This is a genomic window from Microcoleus sp. C2D2, assembly GCF_036702495.1.
Lineage (GTDB): Bacteria > Cyanobacteriota > Cyanobacteriia > Cyanobacteriales > Microcoleaceae > Microcoleus.
This window is the reverse complement of record NZ_JAUBTO010000003.1, coordinates 95,577-121,587: the sequence shown is the minus strand read 5'-3', so window position 1 is coordinate 121,587 and position 26,011 is coordinate 95,577. Positions and strand designations below refer to the sequence as shown.

General features: G+C 46.7%; 14 protein-coding genes. 3 read left to right on the top strand and 11 right to left on the bottom strand.

All coding sequences use genetic code 11. The features are described 5' to 3' along the window. Positions 1-55 precede the first annotated feature (55 nt). The gene (locus QUB61_RS02135; RefSeq protein WP_333122754.1) at positions 56-1,630 is read right to left on the bottom strand and encodes a peptidoglycan-binding protein; all 1,575 of its coding nucleotides are present in this window, start codon (positions 1,628-1,630) and stop codon (positions 56-58) included. Between the two features lie 920 nt (positions 1,631-2,550). Further along, complete coding sequence (locus QUB61_RS02130; protein ID WP_332953658.1) at positions 2,551-2,727, bottom strand: hypothetical protein; 177 nt, start codon at positions 2,725-2,727, stop codon at positions 2,551-2,553. Between the two features lie 550 nt (positions 2,728-3,277). Here QUB61_RS02130 and QUB61_RS02125 point away from each other — a divergent pair. Continuing rightward, complete coding sequence (locus QUB61_RS02125; RefSeq protein WP_445300161.1) at positions 3,278-3,478, top strand: transposase; 201 nt, start codon at positions 3,278-3,280, stop codon at positions 3,476-3,478. Positions 3,479-3,538: 60 nt separating this feature from the next. Here the strand turns inward: QUB61_RS02125 and QUB61_RS02120 are convergent, their stop codons facing one another. Both QUB61_RS02120 and QUB61_RS02115 read right to left on the bottom strand, forming a co-directional pair. Beyond that, positions 3,539-3,709 carry a hypothetical protein gene (locus QUB61_RS02120; RefSeq protein ID WP_333122751.1) on the bottom strand — a complete coding sequence of 57 codons (171 nt, stop codon included), beginning with the start codon at positions 3,707-3,709 and terminating at the stop codon, positions 3,539-3,541. A gap of 66 nt (positions 3,710-3,775) precedes the next feature. Further along, positions 3,776-4,072: a hypothetical protein gene (locus QUB61_RS02115; protein ID WP_333122748.1), complete on the bottom strand. Its 297-nt coding sequence runs from the start codon at positions 4,070-4,072 to the stop codon at positions 3,776-3,778. A gap of 359 nt (positions 4,073-4,431) precedes the next feature. Between QUB61_RS02115 and QUB61_RS02110 the strand changes: the two genes are divergently transcribed. Beyond that, positions 4,432-9,279, top strand: coding sequence for an nSTAND1 domain-containing NTPase (locus tag QUB61_RS02110; protein WP_333122744.1), 4,848 nt, complete (start codon positions 4,432-4,434; stop codon positions 9,277-9,279). Between the two features lie 630 nt (positions 9,280-9,909). Here QUB61_RS02110 and QUB61_RS02105 read toward each other — a convergent pair. Both QUB61_RS02105 and QUB61_RS02100 read right to left on the bottom strand, forming a co-directional pair. Continuing rightward, positions 9,910-10,554, bottom strand: coding sequence for a hypothetical protein (locus QUB61_RS02105; protein ID WP_333123010.1), 645 nt, complete (start codon positions 10,552-10,554; stop codon positions 9,910-9,912). Continuing rightward, positions 10,536-10,946: a hypothetical protein gene (locus tag QUB61_RS02100; RefSeq protein WP_333122741.1), complete on the bottom strand. Its 411-nt coding sequence runs from the start codon at positions 10,944-10,946 to the stop codon at positions 10,536-10,538. Before QUB61_RS02100 ends, QUB61_RS02105 begins: the two co-directional genes overlap by 19 nt. 391 nt (positions 10,947-11,337) lie before the next feature. Here QUB61_RS02100 and QUB61_RS02095 point away from each other — a divergent pair, with 391 nt between their 5' ends. After that, the gene (locus tag QUB61_RS02095; protein WP_333122739.1) at positions 11,338-16,341 is read left to right on the top strand and encodes an nSTAND1 domain-containing NTPase; all 5,004 of its coding nucleotides are present in this window, start codon (positions 11,338-11,340) and stop codon (positions 16,339-16,341) included. Between the two features lie 184 nt (positions 16,342-16,525). On the opposite strand, the gene QUB61_RS02090 is transcribed toward QUB61_RS02095, so the two are convergent. From QUB61_RS02090 to QUB61_RS02070, 5 genes are all read right to left on the bottom strand, one after another. Then, a complete protein-coding gene (locus tag QUB61_RS02090; protein ID WP_333122736.1) occupies positions 16,526-17,653 on the bottom strand; it encodes a DUF4419 domain-containing protein in 1,128 nt (375 codons plus the stop codon). 323 nt (positions 17,654-17,976) lie between these two features. Then, positions 17,977-19,263, bottom strand: coding sequence for a cytochrome P450 (locus QUB61_RS02085; RefSeq protein WP_333122734.1), 1,287 nt, complete (start codon positions 19,261-19,263; stop codon positions 17,977-17,979). Between the two features lie 304 nt (positions 19,264-19,567). Further along, positions 19,568-21,271: a hypothetical protein gene (locus QUB61_RS02080; RefSeq protein ID WP_333122732.1), complete on the bottom strand. Its 1,704-nt coding sequence runs from the start codon at positions 21,269-21,271 to the stop codon at positions 19,568-19,570. Between the two features lie 308 nt (positions 21,272-21,579). Beyond that, a complete protein-coding gene (locus QUB61_RS02075) occupies positions 21,580-22,944 on the bottom strand; it encodes a hypothetical protein (protein ID WP_333122729.1) in 1,365 nt (454 codons plus the stop codon). A 142-nt stretch (positions 22,945-23,086) separates the two neighbouring features. Further along, positions 23,087-25,327: a lipoxygenase family protein gene (locus QUB61_RS02070; RefSeq protein ID WP_333122727.1), complete on the bottom strand. Its 2,241-nt coding sequence runs from the start codon at positions 25,325-25,327 to the stop codon at positions 23,087-23,089. Positions 25,328-26,011: the final 684 nt, after the last annotated feature.

Here is a 26,011-nt window from a genome sequence, read left to right as displayed (position 1 = left end):
CAGTCAGAAACCAGAAATCCGATTTCTTTGATACAGCGTCCGCCAGCCCCCTGCCTCAAGTTTGGCTCAACAAATCGTCGCTGCTGACCCCGTAACTGCGCTGAGCTCGATCGAGGGCGTCTCTCGTCGCAGCATCGAAAACTCCGCCGATGGGACCTGTGTAAAAGCCAAGGTCTTGCAGTCGCCTTTGTAATTGCTGAATGCTCCATCGAGAGTTGAAACTGCTGCTAATTGGAACAGCAGGAACAGCTAGCCGCCCAGCTAATCGGTTTTCGATCTGGGCCAAAGTCGCCGGAGTGGCAATACCCGTCGCCGGTGACAAATTGCGTTCCTGCTGAAACGACAGCACCGCAAACTCTGTCTCAGCTCCAAATACTCCGTTCACCGGGCCGGGGTTTTTGCCCAGACTTCTGAGCGAAGACTGAAGTTGTCGGACAGCAGGCCCAGTATCGCCCCGTCGCAGAGCCCCAGCGACCGGCGGCAACGGCCCTGCAGCCTGCCTGTTGCCTTGCCGCAAAGCCGATTGAGTGCTGCTATCGACCCTCCCACTCCCGAACAGCCCGCTATCTTTCTGAAACCGGATCAAAGCTGCTTGAGTTGGTCGATCGAACCAACCGTGAATCTGGCTCCTGTAATAACCCAATTGTTGCAGCCGCCGCTGCAGAAGTTCTACTTGTCGGCCTCTGTCGCCCAACTCCAGAAAATTTCCGGCATTACTCTGCCGGTCATTTTCCCCAGTCGATGAGGTAATTTGAGCTTTCCTCATCTGGGCATCGATAGCAGTCAAAGTAGCAGTGTCAGCGCAGCCGTCAGAAACGAGATTGTAATCTTGCTGAAAACGAGTCACAGCGTAGAGAGTGCGTTCGCGAAACTTGCCGTCAACGCCGCCTTGAAAATAGCCCAAAGCTTTTAACTGCCGCTGGATCAAGTCTACCGTCGCTCCTCTGTCCCCAAACCGCAACCCCTTACAACCGCCATTCCCGGAAATATTCCCAGGAGGTGTAAGGGGGGGAACCGGCCGGGTGGAGCCAAACAGCAAAGCTAAAGTTTGCCTGTCAGCAACTCCAGTCACCCGCAGTCGATTAATTCGCTGGAAGTATCTCACCGCATTTAGAGTAACTTGGCGAAAACTCCCTGTGGGATGCGCCTTGAAGTAGCCTAGCTGCTGCAACCTGCGCTGGAGAGCCGAAACATCTGCACCCGCGTCTCCAAAACGCAGCTCCCGATAATTTGTATAAATAGTTTTAGAAGGTCGATCGTTATCCCCGGCAAAATAGTTGAGTGCTATCACAGTAGCTCGATCGGGCCGGCCAGTCAGCGACAGTTGATAGTCTCGCTGAAAGTTAGTCAGAGCTTGTTGAGTAATCGGGCCGAGCTGACCGGTGGAAGCTCGGGGAAAATAGCCGAGATCCCGCAACCTGTCTTGAACGGATCGCAAATTTGGATTTCCCGGATCTATTTGAGCAAAAGCCGAACCGGCTGCACTCAAAACCGACAGCATCAAAGCCAAAGACAGCAAACGGACATAAGTTTGACTCGATAGGTTTTGCCACTTGGGCCCATCAAAAATTTTCGACTCTGCGGGTGCTTCGCAAACAAGAGCAAGTTCGAGGTAGGCGAGGGATTCCATAGCTTTTTACTGTGAAATTGTGGGTGGGGTATCTGGACAAACTCCCAAAGCTCAGATTTGGGTTGCTAAGTATCTATCAAGGCTAAGTTTTACCTGTTTGCGCCAAGCACCCCTTGGAAAAAAATTTGCCTTCAAAAATAATTACAGGTAACAACCAAGATAGCATCGCTGTTTATAGAGACGTGAGTGTCAGAAAAAAAGTTGGCAGCCACATCTTAGCCTTGATGGCGGAAAAACGATCGATTTTTAGGTATTATTGGCTAAGATTTTATGTTGTTATAAAAAATACCCTGAAAACCCTGTGACTATAGTCCAGGGATGAAAGGGCATGGCAGGATTTATCCTGCCTATATGATATACCAATTGCACAAATGTCTGGCAAGTGTGCTATCGTCAAAAGAGTCGAAAGTTGCGAATTTTGAGAAATCAAGTATCTAGCTTAACAGCAGTACGGATGCTCAAAATAATTAATCACAACCAATACTAAGGTTCTGAATCGATAAAATCGTCAGTAAAAGACGTTAAAACCTACCCCCGGACTGGAGGAAAGTCACGACCGAGGAGCTAGTTGTAAGACGCTTGATAGCAGACCGCCATTTTTGGCAAAGGATTGCGCCCGGAAACCCTGGCAATAGGGATATTAAGGCCCGAAAGTCTTAAGAATCCCCGTCGATGCAAGCGCGGGGAATGTCAAATCTAAAAATATGATTTACAGGATTGAGGCACTCCGACCCAAGAAACCGGGTTTTTTACCTAATCTGGGAGTCCGAGCGCGTCTTTTCGTGAAAAAACCAGGTTTCGAGGCACTCGTGCGATCGCGAACTAACTTATTGACGCTCGATTGAAAATCCCCACCTTTGCTAGTTGCAAATAGGGCGGGGATTTTATGGGTTAACTGTGCGTAAAAATGGGACATTAACTTAAATTAAGCCGAACCGATCGCAAATTACAGCTACACCCGCTGCAAAAACAGTAATGCCGATGGCTACCAGCGGGTTTTGCCCTCTGCTAACCGCAAAAGAGGTAACGACCCCAGCTCCTAAAGCCGCAGTTACAGCAGCACTCGCCAAATCTCGATCTGGACGTTTGTCGTACATATTTTTTATGGTTGGTAGCTGAAGATCTGAAAACTTACATCTTGCGATCAAAGCTACCACTCTTGCCTCTGCTGAGGTGACAACGGCCTGCCTTTTGCAACTAACCTTAAAATTTTGCTAATTTTCTTAACATACTTTGATTTATAACATAAGTTAATATTATGTTTTTTCGAGTTTTTCTGTTGAGTTTTAGCTCTTGAAACCTTTTGGGCGCTGGGATTTTATGTAAAATTCAGGATTTTGCAGAGGCGATCGCACCCACAGTCTGTGCGCCTCAAACTGCAATCCCAAATCTCGTAAAAAAAATTAACTTGACTTTTTGTGATAAATATGTATAGAAACCGCCAAGGTGGTTATGGCATAAACAGTAAGTAGTCCCAACTGCCAAGGGCGATCGCACAACTCATGCCCAAGCCCTACAGTTAAGATTTTTGCCAGAAGGTTTAATTGTTTACTTTCTGGCGATCGAAGACGTATTGCGCTTTTCGTCCGGCGCCACCTTGACGGTGGCTATACCATCGAGGGACATTGTAATCGAACAATTTTTTAAATGTGGTTAGAAACAAGTTTGGTTCCAACACTTATTAAAGGACAGGTGATAGTGATGGATAATGCTACTTGTCATAAAGGTTGTCGGATTGAGGAGTTGATTCAAAAGGCGGGGTGTAGATTGTTATATTTACCACCATACTCCCCTGAGTTGAACAGAATTGAACAAAGAAGAGTCTTGGTCGGGGAGTCGGATTCGTAAACTTCTCAATCAGTTTGATTGTTTAACAGATGCGATCGAGTCCGTCTTACGCCTTGCATCCTAACCGACGAAAGCGGTTGCTATACCAGAATCTCTGAGAACCCAGGCTAGTTGATTGGAAAGTGTGTCTAGCGGCTGATACGTGATAGCGTTGTTTTTATAAATGACCGCTTCTCGATCGGGGTATCGCTTGCCGCTGGTTTCTAGAAGCTGATGGAGTAGATATGGCATATTTTTGAGTTTCACCTGAAATGAATTTACAATTCCATGAATTGCTCGATAATCTCATACTAGATTTCATAGTTTCCTGGATCGAGCCGACTTCCGACTTTCCATACTACCAATAGCACTAGCAAGAATCAAACCGGGTTCCCATTCCATGCAGGGACTGAATACCACCATTCCTACACATTCCTTCCCCAACAAATTAGCGGCGGGTACTTCACAGTTATGGTTAAGGGTATCGTGTGCCGCCGCAGACCCCGTTGTCGGTTGAACGCGGTATGCTTCGCAACAGCTATCTGCCTTTTGCGTCGCAATCAGGAAGTCGATGTATTCAATAGCGGTGTATTTCGGTGGATTCATTTCTTTCATTTTACTGCATCTTCTGTTTAACTGGGTAACTCCTGTTAAAATCGAAACATGAGTATGTTTTTATTAACAAAAAAATACTCACTGTACTTCTGAATGTATGTTCCTATGCCTTTCCCTGATTAGGTTCTGCAAGTTTAATATTTACTTTATAAATAGTCTTAATAACGACTGATTATTTGTTATCTGACATATGGAGAGCGAGAAATAATGAGAGGACATGACGCATGAACGCCTTTGAGTTCGAGATTACCATCCAGAGCAAATCAGGTGTTAGTAGCTGGCCCCTTGTGGTCAGGTGTAAGCAACCAGATGGGCTAACCATCCATTCAAAAGAGACTCTTGAGCTAAGTCAGGAGGACTTGAACAAACTCACGCAACAGCAAGAAAACGAGAAGGAATATGGCATCCTGTTGGGCAAAGCTTTGTTTCGAGGATCTGTGCGCGAGACTTTTGTTCGCGCCATATCCAAGAGCAGTCAGGACTGCCGCCTGCGAATTTTGCTCTCAATTGAAGCGGCTGACAACGACGAAGTTAAGACCTTGCATTGGGAAAGGCTGTGTGCTCCTATTGATGCCGACGGGGATTGGCATCTTTTAGCCCGTAACCAGCGCGTGCCCTTTTCCCTGTACATTCCCACTATTATCGATCGCGGCTTTCCGCCAATTGGGCGGCGTGACTTGCGGGCACTGGTGCTGGTAGCAAGTCCCTCTAATATAGGAAAGTATCAATTAGCGCCCTTTGATGTTGAGGCTGCCTTGTCTGGAGTCAAGGAAGCTCTTGGTGATATTCCTTACGAAGTTTTGGCAAATGATGTTGCAGGTGCGATCGGTCCGCCAACCTTACAAGAACTGTCAAAGCAACTGACGAATGCCAAGAAGCCGTACACCTTACTCCACTTTATCTCCCACGGCAAGCTGATGGCTCAGGGCGAGACAGTCCTGTACTGGGCGCAAGCTGACAATCAAGTTCTGCCAGTGACTGGGGAAGACTTGATCGGAGAACTTAAGAACATCGGTAATTATCAGAGGAGCTTACCTCACTTTGCCTTCCTCTGCACTTGCGAGAGCGCCGACCCCAGAGCAGAAGCAGGATTAGGTGGATTAGCTCAGCGATTGGTCAGAAATTTGGGGATGCCTGCTGTCATAGCGATGACCCGCAAGGTGAGCGTAGAGACAGGCTTGGCTCTAGGACAGAGCTTTTACCGACGACTCAGAGAGTCAGGAGAGGTAGACACGGCCCTGCAAGAGGCAACAGCCGGACTGTCCAAGCGCCACGATATTACAGTTCCAGCTTTGTTCAGCCGCTTGGGTGGCCGTCCCTTGTTCAGCGATCGCCTCGACGATCGGGATTTAACCGACGAAGAAATCGAGTATGGTATTGACAAGCTGCAGCAGCTCCTCCAAGAACGAGCACCTCATGCCTCCGTACTCAAGCAGAGGTTTGAAACCCAGGTACAGACGCTGAAAAATACACGGGGAGCCGACTCACGCACAGCCCGTGAAGATCGTCATCAGGCAATAGTAGAACTCAACAACCTCTGCGAGCAAGTAATCGAAATCAGTTTCGACGCTCTAGCAGCCTTGGGTAAGCAACCACCAGCATACAAGGCTGAGTGCCCCTTCCCTGGACTGTCTTCCTTCGGTGAGAAAAAATACCACAAGTTCTTCTTTGGGCGGGATGAGCTGATTAGAGATTTACAACATGAACTGGCGAAGGACAATTTCTTAGCAGTAATCGGCACTTCGGGCAGCGGCAAGTCATCGGTGGTGCTAGCTGGGCTGATTCCTAATCTCAAAGAAGAGGAGCTAAGCCTCCAGTGGGCTTATATGACGCCTGGAAAGGAGCCGCTGAGGCAACTAAAAAGACGATTAGAAAGATTATTGAAGGTATCAGAGCATCATTCAATATTAGTGGTAGACCAATTTGAAGAAGTATTCACTCTCTGTGAAGATAAAGCCGAGCGCGTCGAATTCATCGAAAAGTTATTAAACTTTGCCGAGAGGCGGAAAGTCGTAATTACAATGCGGGCAGACTTTTTGGGAGAGTGTACCTTTTATCCCGAACTGAGAAAGCGGATTGAAACCCGACAAAAATTGGTTGGGCCGATGGAACCTGCGGAACTGATTACAGCAATGAAGATGCAAGCAGACAGGGGGGGACTGCGCTTTGAAGCTGGCTTGAGTCACGCGATTCTCAATGATGTGCAGGGGGAGCCAGGGGCGATGCCACTGCTGCAATATGCCTTGCAGGAACTGTGGAAGCGGCGGCGGGGACGTTGGCTGTGCGATGAGGAGTACCAAGCGATCGGTGGAGTCCAAAAGGCAATAGCTAAGACTGCCGATGATTTCTACAATAGCTTGTCAGTTGCTGAGCAAGAACAAGTCCAGAATATCTTCTTGCGCTTAACCCGCTTGGATGCGAGTGCCGTACCAGGCCAGAAGCGACGGGACACACGCCGACGAGTCGAGTTAGAGGATTTGGTGCCCACAGGCGAGAATCTAGCAGTGACAAGGAAGTTGGTGCAGCAGTTGGCTGGGGAAGGCGTGCGGCTTGTAGTTACCAGTCGCAACGAAGCTACGGGGAAGGAAGAGGTGGAAGTCGCCCATGAAGCTTTAATCCGCTACTGGCCGACGTTACAAAATTGGTTGAATCAGAACCGCAATGACTTGCTATTGCGAGAAACCATCAATCAGGCAGCTCAGGAGTGGCAGCAGCACCAAGAGCAACCAGACAAAGACGTTTATCTAATCCATCAGGGGGGACGATTAGAAGATGCAGAGGTGTTGTGGAAGCACCCTAAATTTGTGCATCTCAACCAACTTGAGGCGGAATATGTTTTGGCTTGTGTCCAGTTGCGCCAGCGACGACGCCAGCTTGAGGAACAGCGCCAACAGCGTCAACTCATGGCGGTTTCGATCTCCGCTTTTATGTTGGGTGGATTTGCCATTTTTGCTGGAATTAAGTGGAGGGAAGCAGAAATCGAGCGAATTCAGGCTATTCTACAATCCGCAGAGACTGGCTTGGTCACTCATCAAGTAATAGATGCAAGGATAGGCAGTTTACGAGCTGCGCAAGAACTCAAGCAGTCAAAGTGGCAATTCCTGTGGCCAGATGCTGGGTTAAGGAATCAAGTGTTAGGTAAGTTGACCAACACATTTTATGGAGGACAGGAAGTTAACCGCTTCAAAACCAATCAATCTTCGGTCGAGAGCATGGTGTTTACCCCGGATGGTCGGCTGGCTATTGCTGATGATAAAGGCACCGTCAGCTTGTGGGATACCAAAACCCAGAAGTCGCAATATCTCCGGAAGGACTCTCCTGAAAAAGACGCTGGTACAACCTGGAATCGTTTTGTACAGATCAGCCGCGATGGCCAAAAGCTGGCCATCAGTACATCTAACGGCGACATTCACCTGTGGGATACCAAAACAATGAAGTCGGATATACTCCCACAGAGCGAGCGCAAGGAGTTCTGGGAAGCGACGTTCAGCGCAGATAGCCAGCTCCTGAACGCCTCTAGCTCGGAAGGCGTTGCCTACCTGTGGGATACCAAAACCAAGAAGTTTATAAATTCCCGAGAGCCTAATCGACCCGGGGACAAGAAGGCACAGTTCAGCCCAAATGGCCAGTTCTTGGTCATCATTCGAGATAACAACACTTTCTATTTGGAGAATACCAAAACCAAAAAGCCGGGCACACTCCTGTACAACCCTCCGGAGAAAATTAAGGTTGCTACCGTGCAGATCAGCCCGGATAGCAAGATATTGGCCCTCAAATTGGAAAACAGCAACACCTTCCGCCTGTGGAACACCAAAACCAACAAGTGGATCTCAGAAGATCGTGAAAGCTATTTATTCTCACTTTTACACGAGTTTGATAGCGTGAAATTCAGTCCAGATAGCCAGATCCTGGCCTTGAGGGAAGTAAACGGCACCATCTGGTTGCGGGACATTAAAGGCCGGACGTTGGATAAACTCCAAGGACAAGACAGTCTCAGCAGCCTGGCGTTCAGCCGGGATGGTCAGCTTTTGGTCACCAGTGATGATAGAACCGTCCGTCTGTGGGACATCTCCGGGCGGCGGTTGAAGGTAATGCGGACTGACGGTTCTATCTCTAAAATAGGATTCAGCCCCGATGGTAAGCGTGTAGTCGCTATAAGTGAGAACACCGCCCACTTGTGGGATATCGAGGGTAAGAATTTGCGTTTACCTCAAGCGCATCAAGGCGAGGTAAATAGCGTGGCGTTCAGCCCGAATGGTCAGCTCTTGACTGCCAAAATTACAAAGGATGGCAAAATCGCTTCCTTGTGGGACGACAAAGGCAAGCAGCTAGTCACGCTTTCGGGGCCTCAAGGCAAGAAGGTCGAGGGCGTGACGTTGAGCCCGGATGGTCAGCTCTTGGCTGTTAATGGAGATGATGGCAGCGTCTGGCTGGGGGACACCAAAGGCAAGAAGCAGCTAATCAAACTCAAAGTAAATAAAGGAGAAAAATCCCAGGCAATCGATTGGGTGGAGTTCAGCCGGGACGGTCAGCTATTGGCTGTTATGGGAAAGCAGGGCAGCCTCTGGCTAGGGAACACTAAAGGTCAGATGTTAGACAAACTAAAGGCAGATAAGGTCAAGAGCATGGAGTTCAGCCCGAATGGTCAGCTCTTGGCTGTTTATATAGATGATGGCAGCCTCTGGCTGTGGGACACCAAAGATCGGCAGTGGTTCAAACTCAAGCCACACAAGCCACATAAGGTGGATCGTATGGCGTTCAGCCTGGATAGTCAGCGTCTAGTGAGTCTTGGAAAAGATCGCACCATCCAGTTGTGGGACACTAAAGGTCAGCCGTTGAACAACTACCAATTGCCGGAACTTCAAGGCGAAGTATGGAGCGTGGCATTCAGCCCAGAGGGTCAGCGTCTAGTCACTGGTGGAAGCGACGGCACTGCCCGCCTGTGGAGCATCCAAGGTCAGGAGTTAGCCAAATTCCAGGCACATGGAGGCTATGTCGAGAGCGTGGCGTTCAGTCCGGATGGCAAACTCCTGGCTATCGGTGGAGATGATAGGGTTAGGCTGTATCAAATTAGACAAGAATTGGATGAACTTCTAACAAGAAACTGCGATTGGTTGCGCGACTATCTGAAGAACCCCAAGCTCACTGATACCGATCGCCAGCTTTGTGGTGGTATCAGCACTGCTAGTAGTTCACCAAAAAAGTAGTGAGCGTCAGCCCGGAACGAGGACACAAGTCCTCTGTGGCGATCGCCCCCTAAAACCTCAAGACTTACGTATGCACGCTATATAATATAGCGTGCTAAAAATTCCGAAGGCTCGGACAAATAAGTAAGCAAACTTCATTAAATTCAAAATTTAACAGCTCAAAAAGATACCGACTTTCCTGTTAAAGAATTAGAGAATATATAGTGGAGTTTTTAAGTTCTTGTTTGAGGGAGTCTGACAGTAATTCTTGCTTTTAGTGGTCTACTGTTTTTGCCATCAAGCGCACTGTTATTTTGATAAAATTCCCCCCTAGAATTGCACAGACAATATGATTTATTTGAATCAGGGCTTTGCGACTTTGACAAGCTTCTCTAGCTGTTAAGTGTTTGAGTTCGCGGTGTAATTTTTAAATTATGCAACGCATTATGCCAATTTTTTTGACATCGGTTGTGTTACCTTAATTTAAGTCAGTTGAATGCGCTCTGCTTCGTTACAGCTATATGCGTTTTGCGTCGCAATCTGAAAGTCGATATATTCAAGGGCAATGGATTCATCCCCTCATTTTACCGCATCTTTAGTTAAAGTGGGTAATTTATGTTAAGGTCGAAACCTGACGGGGTGACAACCCCGTTAAAACATAGACTGAATCAAGGACATAGCTCTCATACCCTTCTGAAAAAATGGCAATTTATTAGGTCTTATTTTCATTAATTCAACAACTATTTCCTGACAATATTCTATGCCTAATACCCAGGATTGACCCGATAATCCCATCCAAAAGCTACTATGCCGAGCTACAGTTCGCCCACTTTCTGTGAGCCGACCCACATATTTTTGAATCCCCATTCTTTTTATTTTTTCTCCTTGAAAAATAGCGCAAGTATAGGCAAAAGCTCTTAATAAAATCAAGGTTTTTAAGCGGTCGTCACAAGCGTGACTTTTTTCGAGGTTATAGCCTCCTGTCTTGCAATCTTTGAACATAGCTTCGATCCCACTTCGACATCTAAATGTAGCCACAGCTTCTTTTAAAGTTCCTACATTTGTGAGGAGATACCAACCTTCATCTTCAACATGACCTTGATATCGACGCTTCCAATAACCTGCGATATCAAACTTGCCAAATCCTGTTTGCTTCGTCACTTTAACATCCCTAAAATAAAAGCTAGTACCTGGCATCAAACCCAACTCACTCAATCGCTTATATTCTTTACCTGCTTGTTCAATATATCGCCCCTTTTGTATTCTTAAAACAAACCTTACATTCTGATCGCACAGCCATTTTCCCAGTTTGACACTCCCAAATTCGCGGTCTCTATCACAAATTTATATTTATTTAACAAGGTCAGGATTGGGCCAATCAATCTTTTTTGCTCTTGGATATTACTACATCCTTTTTTCGGTAAGATTTGCCAGTATAATGGTAATGCTCTCCGCTGAAATATCAGGCTGATGACAAAGATATTTTTGTCCCGCCACTGCGTTCTATCAATGGCAACTCTCAACTCTTTTTGCTGGTTAACTTGAGTTCTTAAAATGTATTTAATCAGGGGAAACCAGAGATTCTCAACATTGAGAATAGGTAGCTTCAAAAATCTTTGAATCCCTCGTCGCCTGCTCTCAAACAAAATTGGATAAGGCATTAATGTTGCCAGGGATTCAATGCTCACTTGTTTCTTGATTTGAAGCAGAAAAATGAAAATACGAGCGGGTTAAGTATTCTGCTTGTTTCAGTTGTTTCTGGAAACAAATTTGGTAAAATGGAGGTAACATTTTCTATAGATGGGGTTGTTTAACGATATTGACCCCATCTTTTTTTACCATAAATCGGTCAAACCTTTGTTAGCTATGGGTTTTAACGGGGTTGTCACCCCGTCAGGGTCGAAACTTAAGTATTTTTTCTCAACAAAAAAATAGTTAAGGTACTTCGTGATATATTTTTTATGCTTTCCCTGATTAGGTTATGCAAGTTTAATGTTTAATTATTAATTAGGCAGGATAACGACAAATAATCCGTTGTCCGATATATGGAGAGCGAGAAATAAAGAGAGGACATGACGCATGAACGTCTTTGAGTTTGAGATTACCATCCAGAGCAAATCAGGCGATAGTAGCTGGCCGATTGTTGTCAGGTGTAAGCAACCGGACGGGCTAAGCATCCATTCAAAAGAAACCCTCCAGCTAAATCAGGAGGACTTGAACAAACTCACTCAAGAACAAGAAAACGAGAGGGAATACGGCACCTTACTAGGCAAAGCTTTGTTTCGAGGGGCAGTGTACGACACCTTTGTTCGTGCTCTATCCAAGAGTAGTCAGAACTCCCTGTTACGAATTTTACTCTCGATCGAAGCGGCTGACAATGACCCTATCAAAACTTTGCATTGGGAAAGGCTGTGTGCTCCGATTGATGCCGACGGGGATTGGCATCTTTTAGCCCGCAACCAGCGCGTGCCCTTTTCTCTGTACATTCCCACCATTATCGATCGCCGCTTTCACCCCATTGGACGACGTGACTTGCGGGCACTGGTACTGGTAGCGAGTCCCTCTAATATCGGCAAGTTTCAATTAGCACCTTTTGACGTTGAAGCTGTCTTATCTGGAGTCAAGGAAGCGCTTGGTGAAATTCCTTACGAAGTTTTGGCAAATGATGTTGCAGGTGCGATCGGAGCGCCAACCCTACAAGAACTGTCAAAGCAACTGACTAACGCTAAGAAGCCATACACCTTGCTGCACTTTGTCGCCCACGGCAAGTTGCTCGATAACGGAGAAACTGTTCTGTACTGGGCAAAAGCCGATAACCAAGTTGTGCCAGTGACAGGGGAAGAATTAATTTCAGAGCTCAAGAATATCGGTAATCATCAAAGGAGCTTACCTCACTTTACCTTTCTGTGCACTTGCGAAAGTGCCGACCCCAGAGCAGAAGCAGGATTAGGTGGATTAGGGCAAAGATTGGTCAGAAATTTGGGGATGCCTGCGGTAGTAGCAATGACTCGCAAGGTGAGCGTAGAGACAGGCTTGGCTTTAGGACAGAGCTTTTATCGACGACTCAGAGAGTCAGGAGAGGTAGACACGGCCCTGCAAGAGGCAACAGCCGGACTGGGAAGGCGCCACGATATTGCTGTCCCGGCTCTGTTTAGCCGCTTAGGTGGGCGTCCCTTATTTAGCGATCGCCTCGACGATCGGGAGCTCAGTGACGAGGAAATCGAGTATGGTATTGGCAAGCTGAGCAAAATCCTGGCAGAACGCGCCCCTAATGCTTCGGTACTCAAGCAGAGGTTTAATACACAGGTAGAGATCCTCAAAAATACCCAAGGAGCCGAGTCACGCACAGCGCGCGAACAGCGCCAGCAGGCAATAGTAGAGATCGATAACCTGTGCGATCAAGTCCTGGAAATTAGCTTTGATGCTCTCTCTGCTTTGGGCAAAGAACCACCACCATATCAGGCGGAGTGTCCTTTTCCCGGTCTATCTTCCTTTGCCGAGGAACAATACCACAAGTTCTTCTTTGGGCGCGATGAGCTGATTAGAGATTTACAACATGAACTGGCGAAGGATAATTTCTTAGCTGTTATCGGCACTTCCGGTAGCGGCAAATCATCCGTAGTGCTAGCTGGGTTGATTCCTAAGCTTAAAGAGCAGCAGCCAAGGCTAGAGTCGGTTCGCATCACACCGACCAACGAGCCGCTCAAACAATTAGAAATACTCTTAAAGGTATCGCAACAGCATTCGGTACTGGTGGTAGACCAATTTGAGGAACTGTTCACCCTCTGCGAGGATAAAGCCAATCAGCAAGAATTTATCGACAAGTTGTTTCACCTTGCCGAACGCCAAAAAGTTGTCATAACGATGCGGGCGGATTTTTTAGGAGAGTGTACCTTCTACCCCCCACTGAGAAAGCGGATTGAAACCCGACAAAAATTGGTTGGACCGATGGAACCTGCGGAACTGATTACAGCGATGAAGATGCAGGCCGACAGGGGAGGGTTGCGCTTTGAAGCTGGCTTGAGCCACTCGATTCTCAATGATGTGCAAGGAGAGCCAGGGGCGATGCCACTGCTGCAATATGCGTTGCAGGAGTTGTGGAAGCGACGGCGGGGACGCTGGCTGTGCGATGAGGAGTACCAAGCGATTGGTAAAGTCCAGCAGGCGATCGCTAAAACTGCTGATGATTTTTACCATAGCCTACCAGCTCAGAAACAAGAGCAAATCCAGAATATTTTCTTGCGCTTAACTCGCCTGGATAAGAATGCCATACCGGGAGAGCAGCGACGGGACACCCGCCAGCGAGTGGAGTTAGAGGATCTCGTCCCCAGTGGCAGCAATCTGGCAGAGACTAAGAAGTTGGTACAGCAGCTAGCTGGTGAAGGGGTACGGCTAGTCGTTACCAGTCGCAACGAAACTACCGGGAAGGAAGAAGTAGAAGTCGCCCACGAAGCTTTAATCCGCTATTGGCCAACGTTGCAGGAATGGTTGAATCAGAACCGCAACGACTTGCAACTGCGAGAAACCATAAATCAGGCGGCAGAAGATTGGCACCAGCATCAGGAACAATCAGACCAAAACAGCTATTTAATCCATCAGGGGGGAAGATTAGAAGAGGCAATAGTGCTGTTGGAACAGCCCAAATTTGTGCATCTCAACCAAGAAGAAGCTGAATATGTCAAGGCTTGTTTGGAGTTGCGCGATCGCCTCCGCAGGCAAGAAAAACAACGCAGACATCGCCTGGTTTTCGCCGCTGTCAGCTCAGCTTTTGTCTTTGCTGGATTTGCTATCTTTGCTGGATATCAGTGGCAGCAAGCAGAAGTTGAGCGAATTCAGGCGTTAATTACTTCCTCAGAAGCTAAGTGGGAAGTCGATCAATTACAGGCATTGATAAGAAGTTTACAAGCTGCAAAAGGAGTTAAGCAACTGTGGATATCAAACACACTTTTAAGGAACAAAGTCATCGGCCGGCTGCACCCAGTAACTTCTGAAGTCACAGAAATCAATCGCCTAGAAAGGCATACACGCTCAGTTACGGATGTCAGTTTTAGCCCTGATGGCCAGCTACTGGCGAGTGCGGGAGAAGATGGCACAGTTAGTTTGTCAGATTTACATGGCAAAGAACTAATTAAATTTGAAGTGAGTAAAGGGCGTGTTAGAGATATTAACTTTAGCCCGGATGGTCGGCAACTGGCGACTCGTGATGATCTGACTATAAAATTGTGGGATTTGAAAGGAAACCCGATCAAAGAATTTCGTAAGCAGGAGGGGGTATCTAAGATCACTGACACCCTAGATATTGAGATTTTCACCAGCGTTACCCCTTTGAGCGTTTTTCAGGTATCTAACATCAATTTCAGCCCAGATGGTCAGACTCTCGTCACTGATTCTGAAGATGGCATGGTTCGCTTATGGAATTGGGAGGGCAAATTATTAAAAGAATTTCCTGCCAGTACGAATATAAGAGTGTGGTGCCTCGGTTTTAGCCCAGATGGTAAGACTCTCGCTACTGGTTCTAAAGACTACACTGCCAAGTTGTGGGATTTGAACGGAAAACTATTAAGCGAATTTAAAGGGCATAAAAATTTGGTGTCTGCTGTTGCTTTTAGTCCCGATAATCAAAAAGTTGCCACTGCCTCTTGGGACAGCACTGTCAAGTTGTGGGATTTGAATGGAAAACAGTTGGCAGAATTTTCAGGACATAAAGGCGAGGTGTTGAGCGTCAATTTTAGTCCGGATGGTCAGAACCTTGCCACTGGTTCAAAGGACGGCGTTGTTCGCTACTGGGATTTGAATGGACAACTATTGAAGGAACTTAAAGGACATTTAGGGGCAGTTGAGAAGGTTACTTTCAGCCCAAAGGACAAGCTTTTGGCAACTGCGGGAGAGGACAAAATTGTCCGCTTGTGGAATTTGCAAGATCGCCTGCCGCTAAATGATTTTAAAGGACACAAAAAGTTTCCGTATGTCATTTTTAGCCCTGATGGCGAGATGCTGGCGACTGCTGAAGTTGATGGTCCTGTCCGCCTGTGGGATAATTTATCAGGCGAGAAGTTGGCAGAATTAGACGGTCATAAAAGTCTAGGTATGCCAATGATTTTTAGCCCGAATGGCAAACTTTTGGCTACAGTAGGAGTGGATGGCACCGCTCGCTTGTGGGATTTGTCGGGTAAGCAACTGAGAGAATTCAAGGATCCTAAAGAGGGAATTACGGGTCTGAACTTTAGCCCGGATGGTAAATTTTTAGCTACATTAGCAAAGGATGGCACTGCTCGCTTGTGGGATTTGTCGGGTAAGCAACTGAGAGAATTCAAGGGTCCTAAAGAGGGAATTACGGGTCTGAACTTTAGCCCGGATGGTAATTTTTTAGCTACATCAGGATACGATGGCACTGCTCGCTTGTGGGATTTGTCGGGTAAGCAACTGAGAGAATTCAAAGGTCCTCAAAATGCCTTCCACATTGTCAGTTTTAGCCCGAATAGCAAACTTTTAGCTACCGCCGGAGGGGATGGCATTGTACGTTTGTGGAATTTATCTGGTCAGAAAGTAACAGAATTCCCCGCGCATCGAGACTTGATCAACAGTGTCATTTGGAGCAATGACGGTCAAAAACTGGCCACAGGTAGTAACGATCGCACTATCCGCTTGTGGGATTTGTCTGGTCATAAATTAAAAGAATTAACAGGTCATACAGGCTCGGTTATGAGACTCCTTTGGAGTCACGATGGTAAGCTGCTAGCAAGTGCCGAAGCTCACTCAACTGCTCGTCTGTGGGATGTATCCGGTCAAGAGGTAGCTGTATTCAAAAGTCCTCAAAAGGCGATCGACAGCGTCGGTTTTAGTCTTGATGGCAAGCTTCTAGTTACGACTGGTGCAGAAATTAGTCCCGATCCCACTGCTGTACTTATGCCTGATGAAGAAAATAGTGTTAAGTTGTGGCGGATTGAAGGATTAGATGGGCTGATGGTGCAGGGTTGCGCTTGGATACGTGACTATCTCAATAACCCTGATTCCAAAGTTATGCCTGAAGAACGTCGCGTTTGTGATGGTATTGGCACTGCTAGTAATTTACCAAAAAAGTAGTCAGCGTCAGACCGAAACGAGGAGGCAAGTCTTCTGTTGCGATCGCTCCCTAACAATAGACATCTCTAGAATGACAATAGCTAATTCCGTAAGGGTTGTGGGTATTTCAAATGGTTGGCTTATTTCCGCTCACCTGTACCAGCACTTGTAGGGTGCGTGGAGACACACCCTACAAATACTTTATTCACTTCGTCGGGAATGCCTCCCTATCTGCTTCCATTACTACCCAGCCAATTTCTGGTCGCAGACAAAGAGATTCTGACTCTTGACTGACACCAATTAATCCAGCAACAAACTCCATTTCGTAGACATTCCCGAGGTAATTCCAGTTGAATGGAGCCTTAGACGGCAGGTTGGGAAAAACACCCAGTGCTTCTATATCTGGTGACAGCTCAGAATTTAACCAGGGATTGCGTAGATATGGTGGCTGAGTGGTCTTGCCTTCAGACATTTCTTCCCACCCCGCTCGATCATTCATAATGTAGGGGAATAGTCTAGCAACCCATCCAGTAATATAGGGCGAGCCACTTCCCTCAGGTCCTTGGTACTTGTAAATGGAATCCCAAAACTCGGTATTAACACTGCCTGCAGCGGCCGCTACAAATTCCTTTAGAATCGGTCGTAACGGCTCAACCCACCACTCCAAACCAAAGCGAGCAAACTCTTCCACCCTCTGTTCAATAGAACGCCAATCCTCTACCGTTCCCTCCAATTTAATCGTAGGTATACCACACAAGCTGACTACCTCGTACTGAAAGTAAGACTGCATTGCATCTAGCAATACGACTTCCGAGGCAGCACGTTCAATAGGGCCTGTGGTTGAGAAGTTAGCCACAATTAACTCCTGTGCTTTGCCAATATGTTGGTGAATTTGTTCGGAAAACTCCCCAAACACTTCTGCCCAAGGATTGTCAGGCGAACCCTTCACAAAGTCATCACGGCGAACCTTAATCTTCAACTTTCCCGAATGCTGCACGAAGTGATGACGCAGTTCTTCGGCATTCATGTTAATGTGCTGTGCTAGTCCCTGTGTTAAAGTTAGCCAAATTATGTCAGGGGAAAGGCAAATTGGATGATGGAAGGCAAAAGCTGTATGTAGTGCGCCAATGAGTGGATGATAGAAATCAACACTCTCCACCAACTGCCCACGATATCGAGAACAAGCCTCGACCGGTCTCCCTAAAAACTCTGCAACTGCTTCATAGTAAGGAATTTCACGCAAGGGGGTGGTTGTGGGAGATACCTTTGAAACAGCAAAAGTTCTGGCGATCGCGGTGCTGGTACCTTCAGAATTTGTGACTGGATTGTACATAGATCGTAAATCACTCGTATAGTCCATATCTTAGACTCAGCTTTATGTAGGCAAGTAGCACTATGCGAACCAAAACGAGGACGCCAGTCCGCTGTTGCGATCGCTCCCTAACAACCTGCTTGACTGTTGTGCTTTGGTAAGAGAAAAATTGTTTCTCCATTATCATGATGTGGGAGGTCGGGTTAGGGACATTGAGTAACCCACCTCTTACCTTGCTTGGCAAACAACAAGGAGAACAGCTCAGTAGTCTGCTGACAATAGCTGTAACAGGTTATGAGCAAATAAAATTAGCTCTTCAATCCTTCAATCAAAAACAATTGTGGCTATTTTGCAGGTTTTATAATGTTCATAGGTAAGCTTTCAGGCAAGCCCCTATCTTTTTGAAATTCTCCTGCAATCTCAAGCTGGCCGAGGCGCAGCAGACCCTCAATTGCAAGAGGTATTTGCACTAAAGAAAAATACTTTCCGAAGCAGGTATGGATACCGCTTTCAAAGAACAAGTAACTTTGTTGAGGGCGTCCGACACGAAACTCCGCAGGAGCATCTATATGCGTTGGATCGTGCATTGCGGCAGCGCTGGCTGCATAAATCAAGCTGCCAGCTTTGATCTGCGTTTCTCGATCTGTTCCGCGAGCAAGCGTGTAGTCTTGAGTGCAACTGCGGAACAATCCTGTTGCTGGCGGTTGGAAACGCAGCGCTTCCCAAACATATCCAGCGATCGCTTGATCGCCCTGCTGTTTGGCCGCCTCTATTGCTTCTGCTAAAATTGCGGGACGATTGAGCAATTCCACAACTGCATTAATAATCGCGACCGATGTTAAGTCGATAGTGCCCATGAAAAATCCCAACAGGCAGTTACGGACCTCTTCATCGCTGAGGCAAGTTGCCGGTATAGTTTGCATCACTAGCAATCGATCTAAAACTGTTGTTGCCGGCTGCTGCGGGTGTTGGTTTAGGTGTTCGTGGCGACGGGCAATCAGGTTATCGATAAAAGGTGCTGCTTCCTCGCGAGCAGCAACTGCCTCTTGTGATACCTGCGGAGCGTTGTTTATGTTAACAAAGACATCCCGAAATAACGGGCGCGTCCATTGCATTACCTTTTCTGGAGGGATTTCCTCAAGCCCCAGATAGCAACGCATTGCCAGTGCCGGCAGCAATCGAGCATATTGGCTGACAAGGTCGAAAGTTTCGCTAGCGGCAATTTTTCCTAGCAGTTTGTGCAACTCTTCTGCGACAATCTGATGAAAGCGATTGGCATCCTCTCTAGGAAAAGCTAGACGAAGAATAGATTTTTGCCGCTCATACTCAGGCGAGTTGTTCATGCTCAAAAGAAAAGGCCCGATGTCGCGCAGCACTTTAGGTGTGAAGATATCAATTGTAAATATTTCGTCGTTATGAAAAACCTCCATGACATCCGTATAACGGGTGACTATTGTAAACAAAGGTGTCGGAAATATTGGATGGTTATCTCGTATTTCCCCAAAAAATTCTAGAGGGGATTCCTGCATCCATTTTCCTACCAAGCCTGCTTTCTGGCGGGCAGCTTCCACCGGATTGGAAACCTGCTGGTTAATATCTTGAAGCTGTTTAATAAATTGGACATTGGACAAGCTGTTACCTGGATTAGATTTGCTTTTGCTCTTCACTTTAGATTTGCTTTTGCTATTCACTGGTAAAATCCTTATTTCTAGACTGTTGTGCTTTGGTAAAAGAAAAATTTTTCTCGATACTTTTCACGTCTTGTCTCAAAATTTAGTAGAGACAGGGTGTAGGGTTTGGTGGAAGTGTTCTGCCCGTACCCCACGCCCCACACCCGCGACTTCACTACAAAATGCCGTGAAAATTCAGATATTCGCTAGTGTTTGGTTATCCAACACGATCGATCCCTTCAGCCGTTCACTTAAGCGCGCCCAATTACTTTAATCCCTTCAACACATTCAACAGATTGGTGGCTATTGATGTTGCTGTTTGCACGCTTTCGGCGCTCTTGATAAATTGCTCTAGTGATGATACTAGCTGTGTCTGAGCCTGCTTGAGGTCAATTTCACCAGCCACCGATCCCGCGCTGGTTTCTGCGGGCTTTTGTTCCAGGCTAGCCGGCAAATGCACAGTTTCCATCGTAGGGCGAGCGGTGCTGGCATCTTTACTACTACTAACTACTAGCCGGACTGCTGGATCGCCAATAATCGCATAGTTGCGGGCGTCATTGTTAGCCGTCCACAACCCAGCCAAACTCGCATGATTGGGCGGAGTGCCAAACTTAATCTCTTCTAACTCAATGTTGAGGTCGGAGGAAATTTCCGCATAGCGCTCGTCAAAATACTCCAATGCCGATCCTACTGGATGGCCTTCCAGCAGGCGCTTCACGCTACTTTGAAAAACTTGGATCTGCCTGCGCTCTATTTCTGTCTGAATGGCAACTCTAGTAGAACCCTTAATATCTGACCAAAAGAAAGAACAGCCCCAAGCTCGATCTATATGACCAATTACAGCTAAGGCACCTCCCTTGGGATGGCTCAGAAGTTTCTGCGGCAAGCGGGCAAGAAACGAGCGCGGCGCAATCTCTGGTCGTGAAGCTTTTCTGTGACCGTCGAATTCATCATATTGGGGGCAGCCTGCGCCATAGCAGGCAAAGAAAAAAGCAATCATTCCTAAAAGCCGAGCTTCTTCGCCAATATCATCCCCAGAAAAGTAAAAATCTTCCCGCATCGGCTTTGCCCCAGGACGACCCGGCCCCGGCCAGTCTTGGCACAGCAGTGCGCCTTGGTGGAGCAACTGACGCGGATCGCCGTTGTCAAAGCCCATGCCATGACTGGCCGTGAAAAGCAAACTAGGTGTTTCACTGCCTCCTAGCAATTGCCCCAAGCGGGCTTTGGTTGCTTCTTCTTTAAGAATCGTTTTCACATCCCAGTTGGAATGTTCTTTGACAACCCATTCAGATAACGGCTGAATGAGGTGTTTAGTGCTGAGCTTAGTGGCCTGGTCTTCTCCGTTGCACACACCGAAAAAGGCAGCGCTAGGGGATAGGGATAAATTGCTAGTTTCAGCTTCTACTACACTGTGAGCGTACTGCGCGTATTCCTGTAGCGTATCAAAGTGAATGCGACCCACTGCGTACTGAACGCTGAGCTGGGACTGAAAGGCATAGGGAATTGTTACTGGATCGCCAACAATCAGCAGGTAATACGGCATTTTGTCTGGATCGGCAGGACCTGGCCCTACTCCCTGACGCGCCAGGAAGTTCTTTTTTGACTCGCCGGGACGATAGCCCTTGGGGCCGATGTATTCCTTGTAGTAATGCTCGTGCTTTTGGGTGGCTTGCTTTTTGCGATGATCTAATAGTTCGCTAAGCGCTTCTCGGATTGCTGGATCGGCACCGAAAGCGAAAATTACTCCCCAACCTGTTTGTGCGAGGTCTTTGGGATCTACTCCCTCTATCGGAGCAAAATCAGGCTCTTCTACTTGTCGCTTTTTTAGCGCGATATCTTCTAATTGGTCTGGATGGAATTCTTCGCCCTGGGCAATCCTAGATACTTGCTCAGGGGTCATAGGAGGCAGCAAATAATCGCCCGTCGAGCCATTAATCCCATTGAAAAATAACAGGTCTTGTTCGCTCATATTTTTAGTTCCTAGTTGATTGGGCTAACAATCGGCATTTGATTTGTGAATAAACAGATAGAAACCCCACGAGCCTTTGAAACAAGGACTTTCTGAGTTTCTATTGGGTCTAACTCTGGCGGTTAACTGGGATCAGCTGCCGACCACACAGCATGAGCGACTTCTGGCTTGGCAATGTCGGATTGGCCGGTGCCCATTCCTCCCAGGTCCTCGTTACAAATAAACTGGCTGCTTTCTAGGTTGTAGATTTTGCCCGGTTTAAAATCATAAGAGGCAGCTCCGCCGAGCATGTTCGTGTTTTCCTGGGTCTAACTCTGGCGGTTAACGGGATAAGCTGCCAACCACGCAGCATGAGCGACTTCCGGCTTGGCAATGTCGGAATGGGCACCGACAAACCGTCCGCTGCCCTCACAAATAAACTGGCTGCTTTCTAGGTTGTAGATTTTGCCCGGTTTAAAATCATAAGAGGCAGCTCGGCCGAGCATGTACGTGTTTTCCGCTTCCAGGTCATCTCCGGCTAGACCAAAGCTGCCAATTCCACCATACTTGGGCAACTCACCGGGGGCAAAGTCCACATTTCTATTCAAGAGGTTAGCTTTTCCAGCTAGGGGGTACATTCTGCCGACTGCATGGTCGAACTGCGAGTAAGTTACAACGATCGGACCTGCGACTTTACGTTGAGCGATGATTTTATTAAAGTAGCCAGGACGATCGGGGTGGTATGAAATCTTTGAACAGTAACACCAGAGCGATACAGCTCCTTGTATCAACACCAGAGAATCCACTGGACGGACTAAGCGGCCCTCCCCTTTCGGACCGTTGAGCATGGAAGAGACAACAATGCATCCGAAGCTGTGACCCATCAGGTGGAATCGCACCGCTTCACCAGCTTTCTCTTGCAGTGTTTTTAACAAGTTGAAACCACCGCTCTCACCGATTTTGCGAGCCAGTTCTTTCATTTTCCAAAAAGACGTTAGTCGCACGCCGTCCGCGATGCTTTCCCGCGCTTTTCTAAACCAGCTTCCCACGCCGAAACTCACTGGTTCCTCTTCCTCTGCCGTCGCTTCATAGATGGCTTCTGCATCGAAACCTTCCCAATCCGAACCCGGTGGCCCTCCCGGACCTTCGCTACCCAAGTTTGCCTCTTGGTTCAACACTTGGTAGGCGTCCAGTACCTCAGGGGGTAAGGTTTCGGGGGGTTCGCCGTCTTCCATCGCCGCCCTGAGAATTGTTTGTAGGGCTTGCCGCGCTGGTTCAGTGTCAGCGATGCACGAGGCATATTCATCGACTAACCGATCGACTGGATCTTCGTCGTTCACGCTATAAGACACCGAATCACTTGTCAAATCATAATCGCCCCAGGGCTTGCTGGGCCACTGCAATCCGATCATTAAGGGACGAAATCCCGGTCGCGCCTGTTTGATTTTTTCAATATCAGCCGTTTGCCCTGCCATAGCGCCAATCCACTCGTTGTATTGCTTGCGTGCTGCGGGGACATCACCCATCCACCCGTGGCTCATTATGAATACATCTGTGATTGGATCCTTGGCTAGCTCTGAGAAGATTTGTTCGCTCAGTTTCTTCCCATCAGGTTCATCGCGCTCATTGCCCTTCTCATCGAATAAAATCAGATAGTATTTCAAGGAAGCATTAGGTACTTGTTCAATTGGCATGGCATTTACTCACTTAAGAAAAACCGGCCGAACGGTTGGATAAAGAAACCGGGGTTCTGATGGCGGTGTTTTGTTTCCGCTTTTCTGCCTACGTTATCAGGCAGCTACTTTGGGTAACGCTGCCTGAATCCATAAAGTAGAGCTAAATATTGATACTTTGGGGAATTTGAGAAGGTAGCAAGAATTTGTAAGGCATGAGCCGGGAAAAGTTTTTCTTGCTAATCTCAATTTCAATATCTCTTAGCTGATTTTGAAATTTGTCCAGATATGACTTGACTTTGGCATCTTTAAAGTGTCCTTTGTTGTATTGACCTAGCTGCGTGTAATATACCGAACCAAGTAAACCAACTACCTCAATTTGGGTTTGGGCGCGGTCTAGGGAAGGTAGCATACTCATAAAGTTCTCTTGTTCCTCAGAACTTGTAGGTGCTGGGGAGAAGAGGGCTAAAGGAAAAGCCGGCGCATAGCTCATTAATTCGGATTGAGGGAAATTTACTGCAGCGTGCTGAGCACTTCCCGTAAAAATGACACTAGTGACAGCATCAATTAAATAATCGAGTGTTTTAATCGCACCTGAAGCATCTTCTCCAAAATTCTTTAAGCGACCCCCTTGGTCGGAAACTAATTCCTGTGCCCAATTTTGTAAAGCTTTATCTTCGAGTACTTGTTGGTCGCTAGTGTAGTAAAGCCTTAAATAAGCACCAACCCAGGTATGAATAGCATCCCAAATCAGCCGTCCATCATCTCGATAAGGATAATCAGGTAACTGAGCGCTGTCGCCGACACCGTGACTTGTCAAGGTTTTGGGAAACATTACATCATTGAAGTTGTGCAGATAGCTTTTTGCTCCTTCAACGGCAATAACTCGACCGTTCTCAATAGTGCTAGCTAGAAGGATATCTACTTTCCCTCCGGTAGCAATTAAGGTTTTATGAGCCCCGTAATTGATTAATATTGTTCCTTCAAAGTGAGGCTCTAGCAAAATTCTTAATTTGTGATTTCCTGGCAATTTCCGCTTAGTAGCTAGAACAAAAGGTTCTACAAATAAATGAGTGCGACCTAAATGACTAACTAATTCGTGGTAGTTGCCATCTGCCATATTAACAATGGTTTTAGCTACCATCCAGTTGTCGCCATCTAGCGGCGTAAATACTGGTGGATTTTCACTTGCAGAAGGTTGTTGGCATTGAATAGCTACTGGGATTAGAGAACGAGATGAACTATTAACTGGGGGAACCGCAAATAATGCTAAAGGCGCACCAGGGTATTTTTTGAAGTTGTTTGGGAAACTCCCCTGTGCCATGTCTTTTAACATGGAATAATCAGCTTTATAAAGTCGGCCTTCTTGCAGAGCAGCTTCAAGTGAGTCGGAAAACTTAAATCTTTCGATTATTTGCTGATATTTTTCGTTGGTAACCTGCAAAGGTCGATCGCCTTCTGATAGCTGCTGGAGCATAAGTGGGTTTGGCCCAGCAACTCGCATATAGGCAAAAATCAAATCTTCTTGAAAGCGTTTGCTAATCTGGGGTAAGCGGATATCTACAAATAAGCTATCGTAATTCTCCAGGCTGGGAAAATCTTCAACTCCTCCTATTGAAAAAGCTACATCTGAACTTGGCTCACTTTCTAACTCCAACAATTTTATGTTTTCTTTAATAATTTCCTTGAAAGCTAAATCCAGCGATTCTCCTGACGTATCTTCCAAGTCAGAGCCAGTACTAAAGTCTAATGCCTCTGAAGTTTCACTAGATTGGTAGGCTTGAGCAAATTGCTCATCTATCTCTCTAAGCTGTTCATCAATTTCAGAACTTTCTACTGAGTCACTATCACCTACGCTGAAAGATACTTCCTCAGGAGAAATCTCTTGCGTAATTTCTTTGGCAGCAGAGGCTATTTTCCAAGCAATATTTTTCAAATCTTCCTTACTATCAGCCGCTTCAATTTCTTGTTCAGTACTTTTTAATACTTCTATCTGGCGATCGACCCCTGCATTTTCTTCTTCACTATCACCCACGCTAAAAGATGGGATGTCATTCTCAAAATGTCGAGCTTTATTCGCATTCAAAAGTGTAATTTGTTGTATGACTAGCGTTACCCATTTTGTATTGGGTAGCTCTTGACTTGGTATGTTGAGTTTAATCACAGGCAATGGAGGCGAAGTCGTCATAGCGAGGCTGGGAATATAATCATAATTATAATTATATGACCCCGGAAAAAAAATGGAACCAAATTTGATGAACTTATAAAGTGTTAAGAGAGTGTTGATTAGGGTGGATTTGTCCGAAGGAGAAGTTTGATTTTGCGAAGATAAAGGCATATGCCCTCCTGTAGTGGTGAAAGACTTATTTAGCAAGTATTTAGCAAGTAAGCTTGAGCTTGCCATCTCGTTGCAACCAAGCGGGTAAATTTTTGTAAAGTTGCTCGTTTCACCCGGTGATATTGGAGTGCGGTTTGGTAATCCGCGATCGCATTATCAAAGCGATTTTGCCTAACCAAAGCATTAGCTAACTGCCAACGGATTACAGCATCCTCTGGCTTAATTATCTATGCCTGATGGTAAAGTTTCATGTAGTCGGGTGGGATGCGATGCCAGAGCGATAGTAGCTGATTATCCCCTCTACTCCCTGAGTTTGTTGGAGATCGGATTTGAGTTGTGTTAATCACTCGGACCCGTTTCAATTAGCACATCATTCGCCCTGAATTACATTGTCCGCAAGTCAATCTCTATCTGAGGCTAAGTCGTCATAGCGAGGCTGGGAATATAATCATCATGATAATTATGTTGCCCGGGACGAAAACTGAAAGCAAATTTGACGAACTTATCAAGTGTTAACAGAGTATTGATTAGGGTGGTTTTGTCCGCAGGAGAATTTGGATTCCCGAAGATAAAGGCATATGCCCTCCTGTAGTGGTGAGAGACTGATTTAGCGATTAAGCTTGAGCTTACCATGTCGTTGCAACTAAGCGGGTAAATTTATGTAAAGTTGCTAGTTTCACCCGGTGATATTGGAGTGCGGTTTGGTAATCCGCGATCGCATTATCAAAGCGATTTTGCCTAACCAAAGCA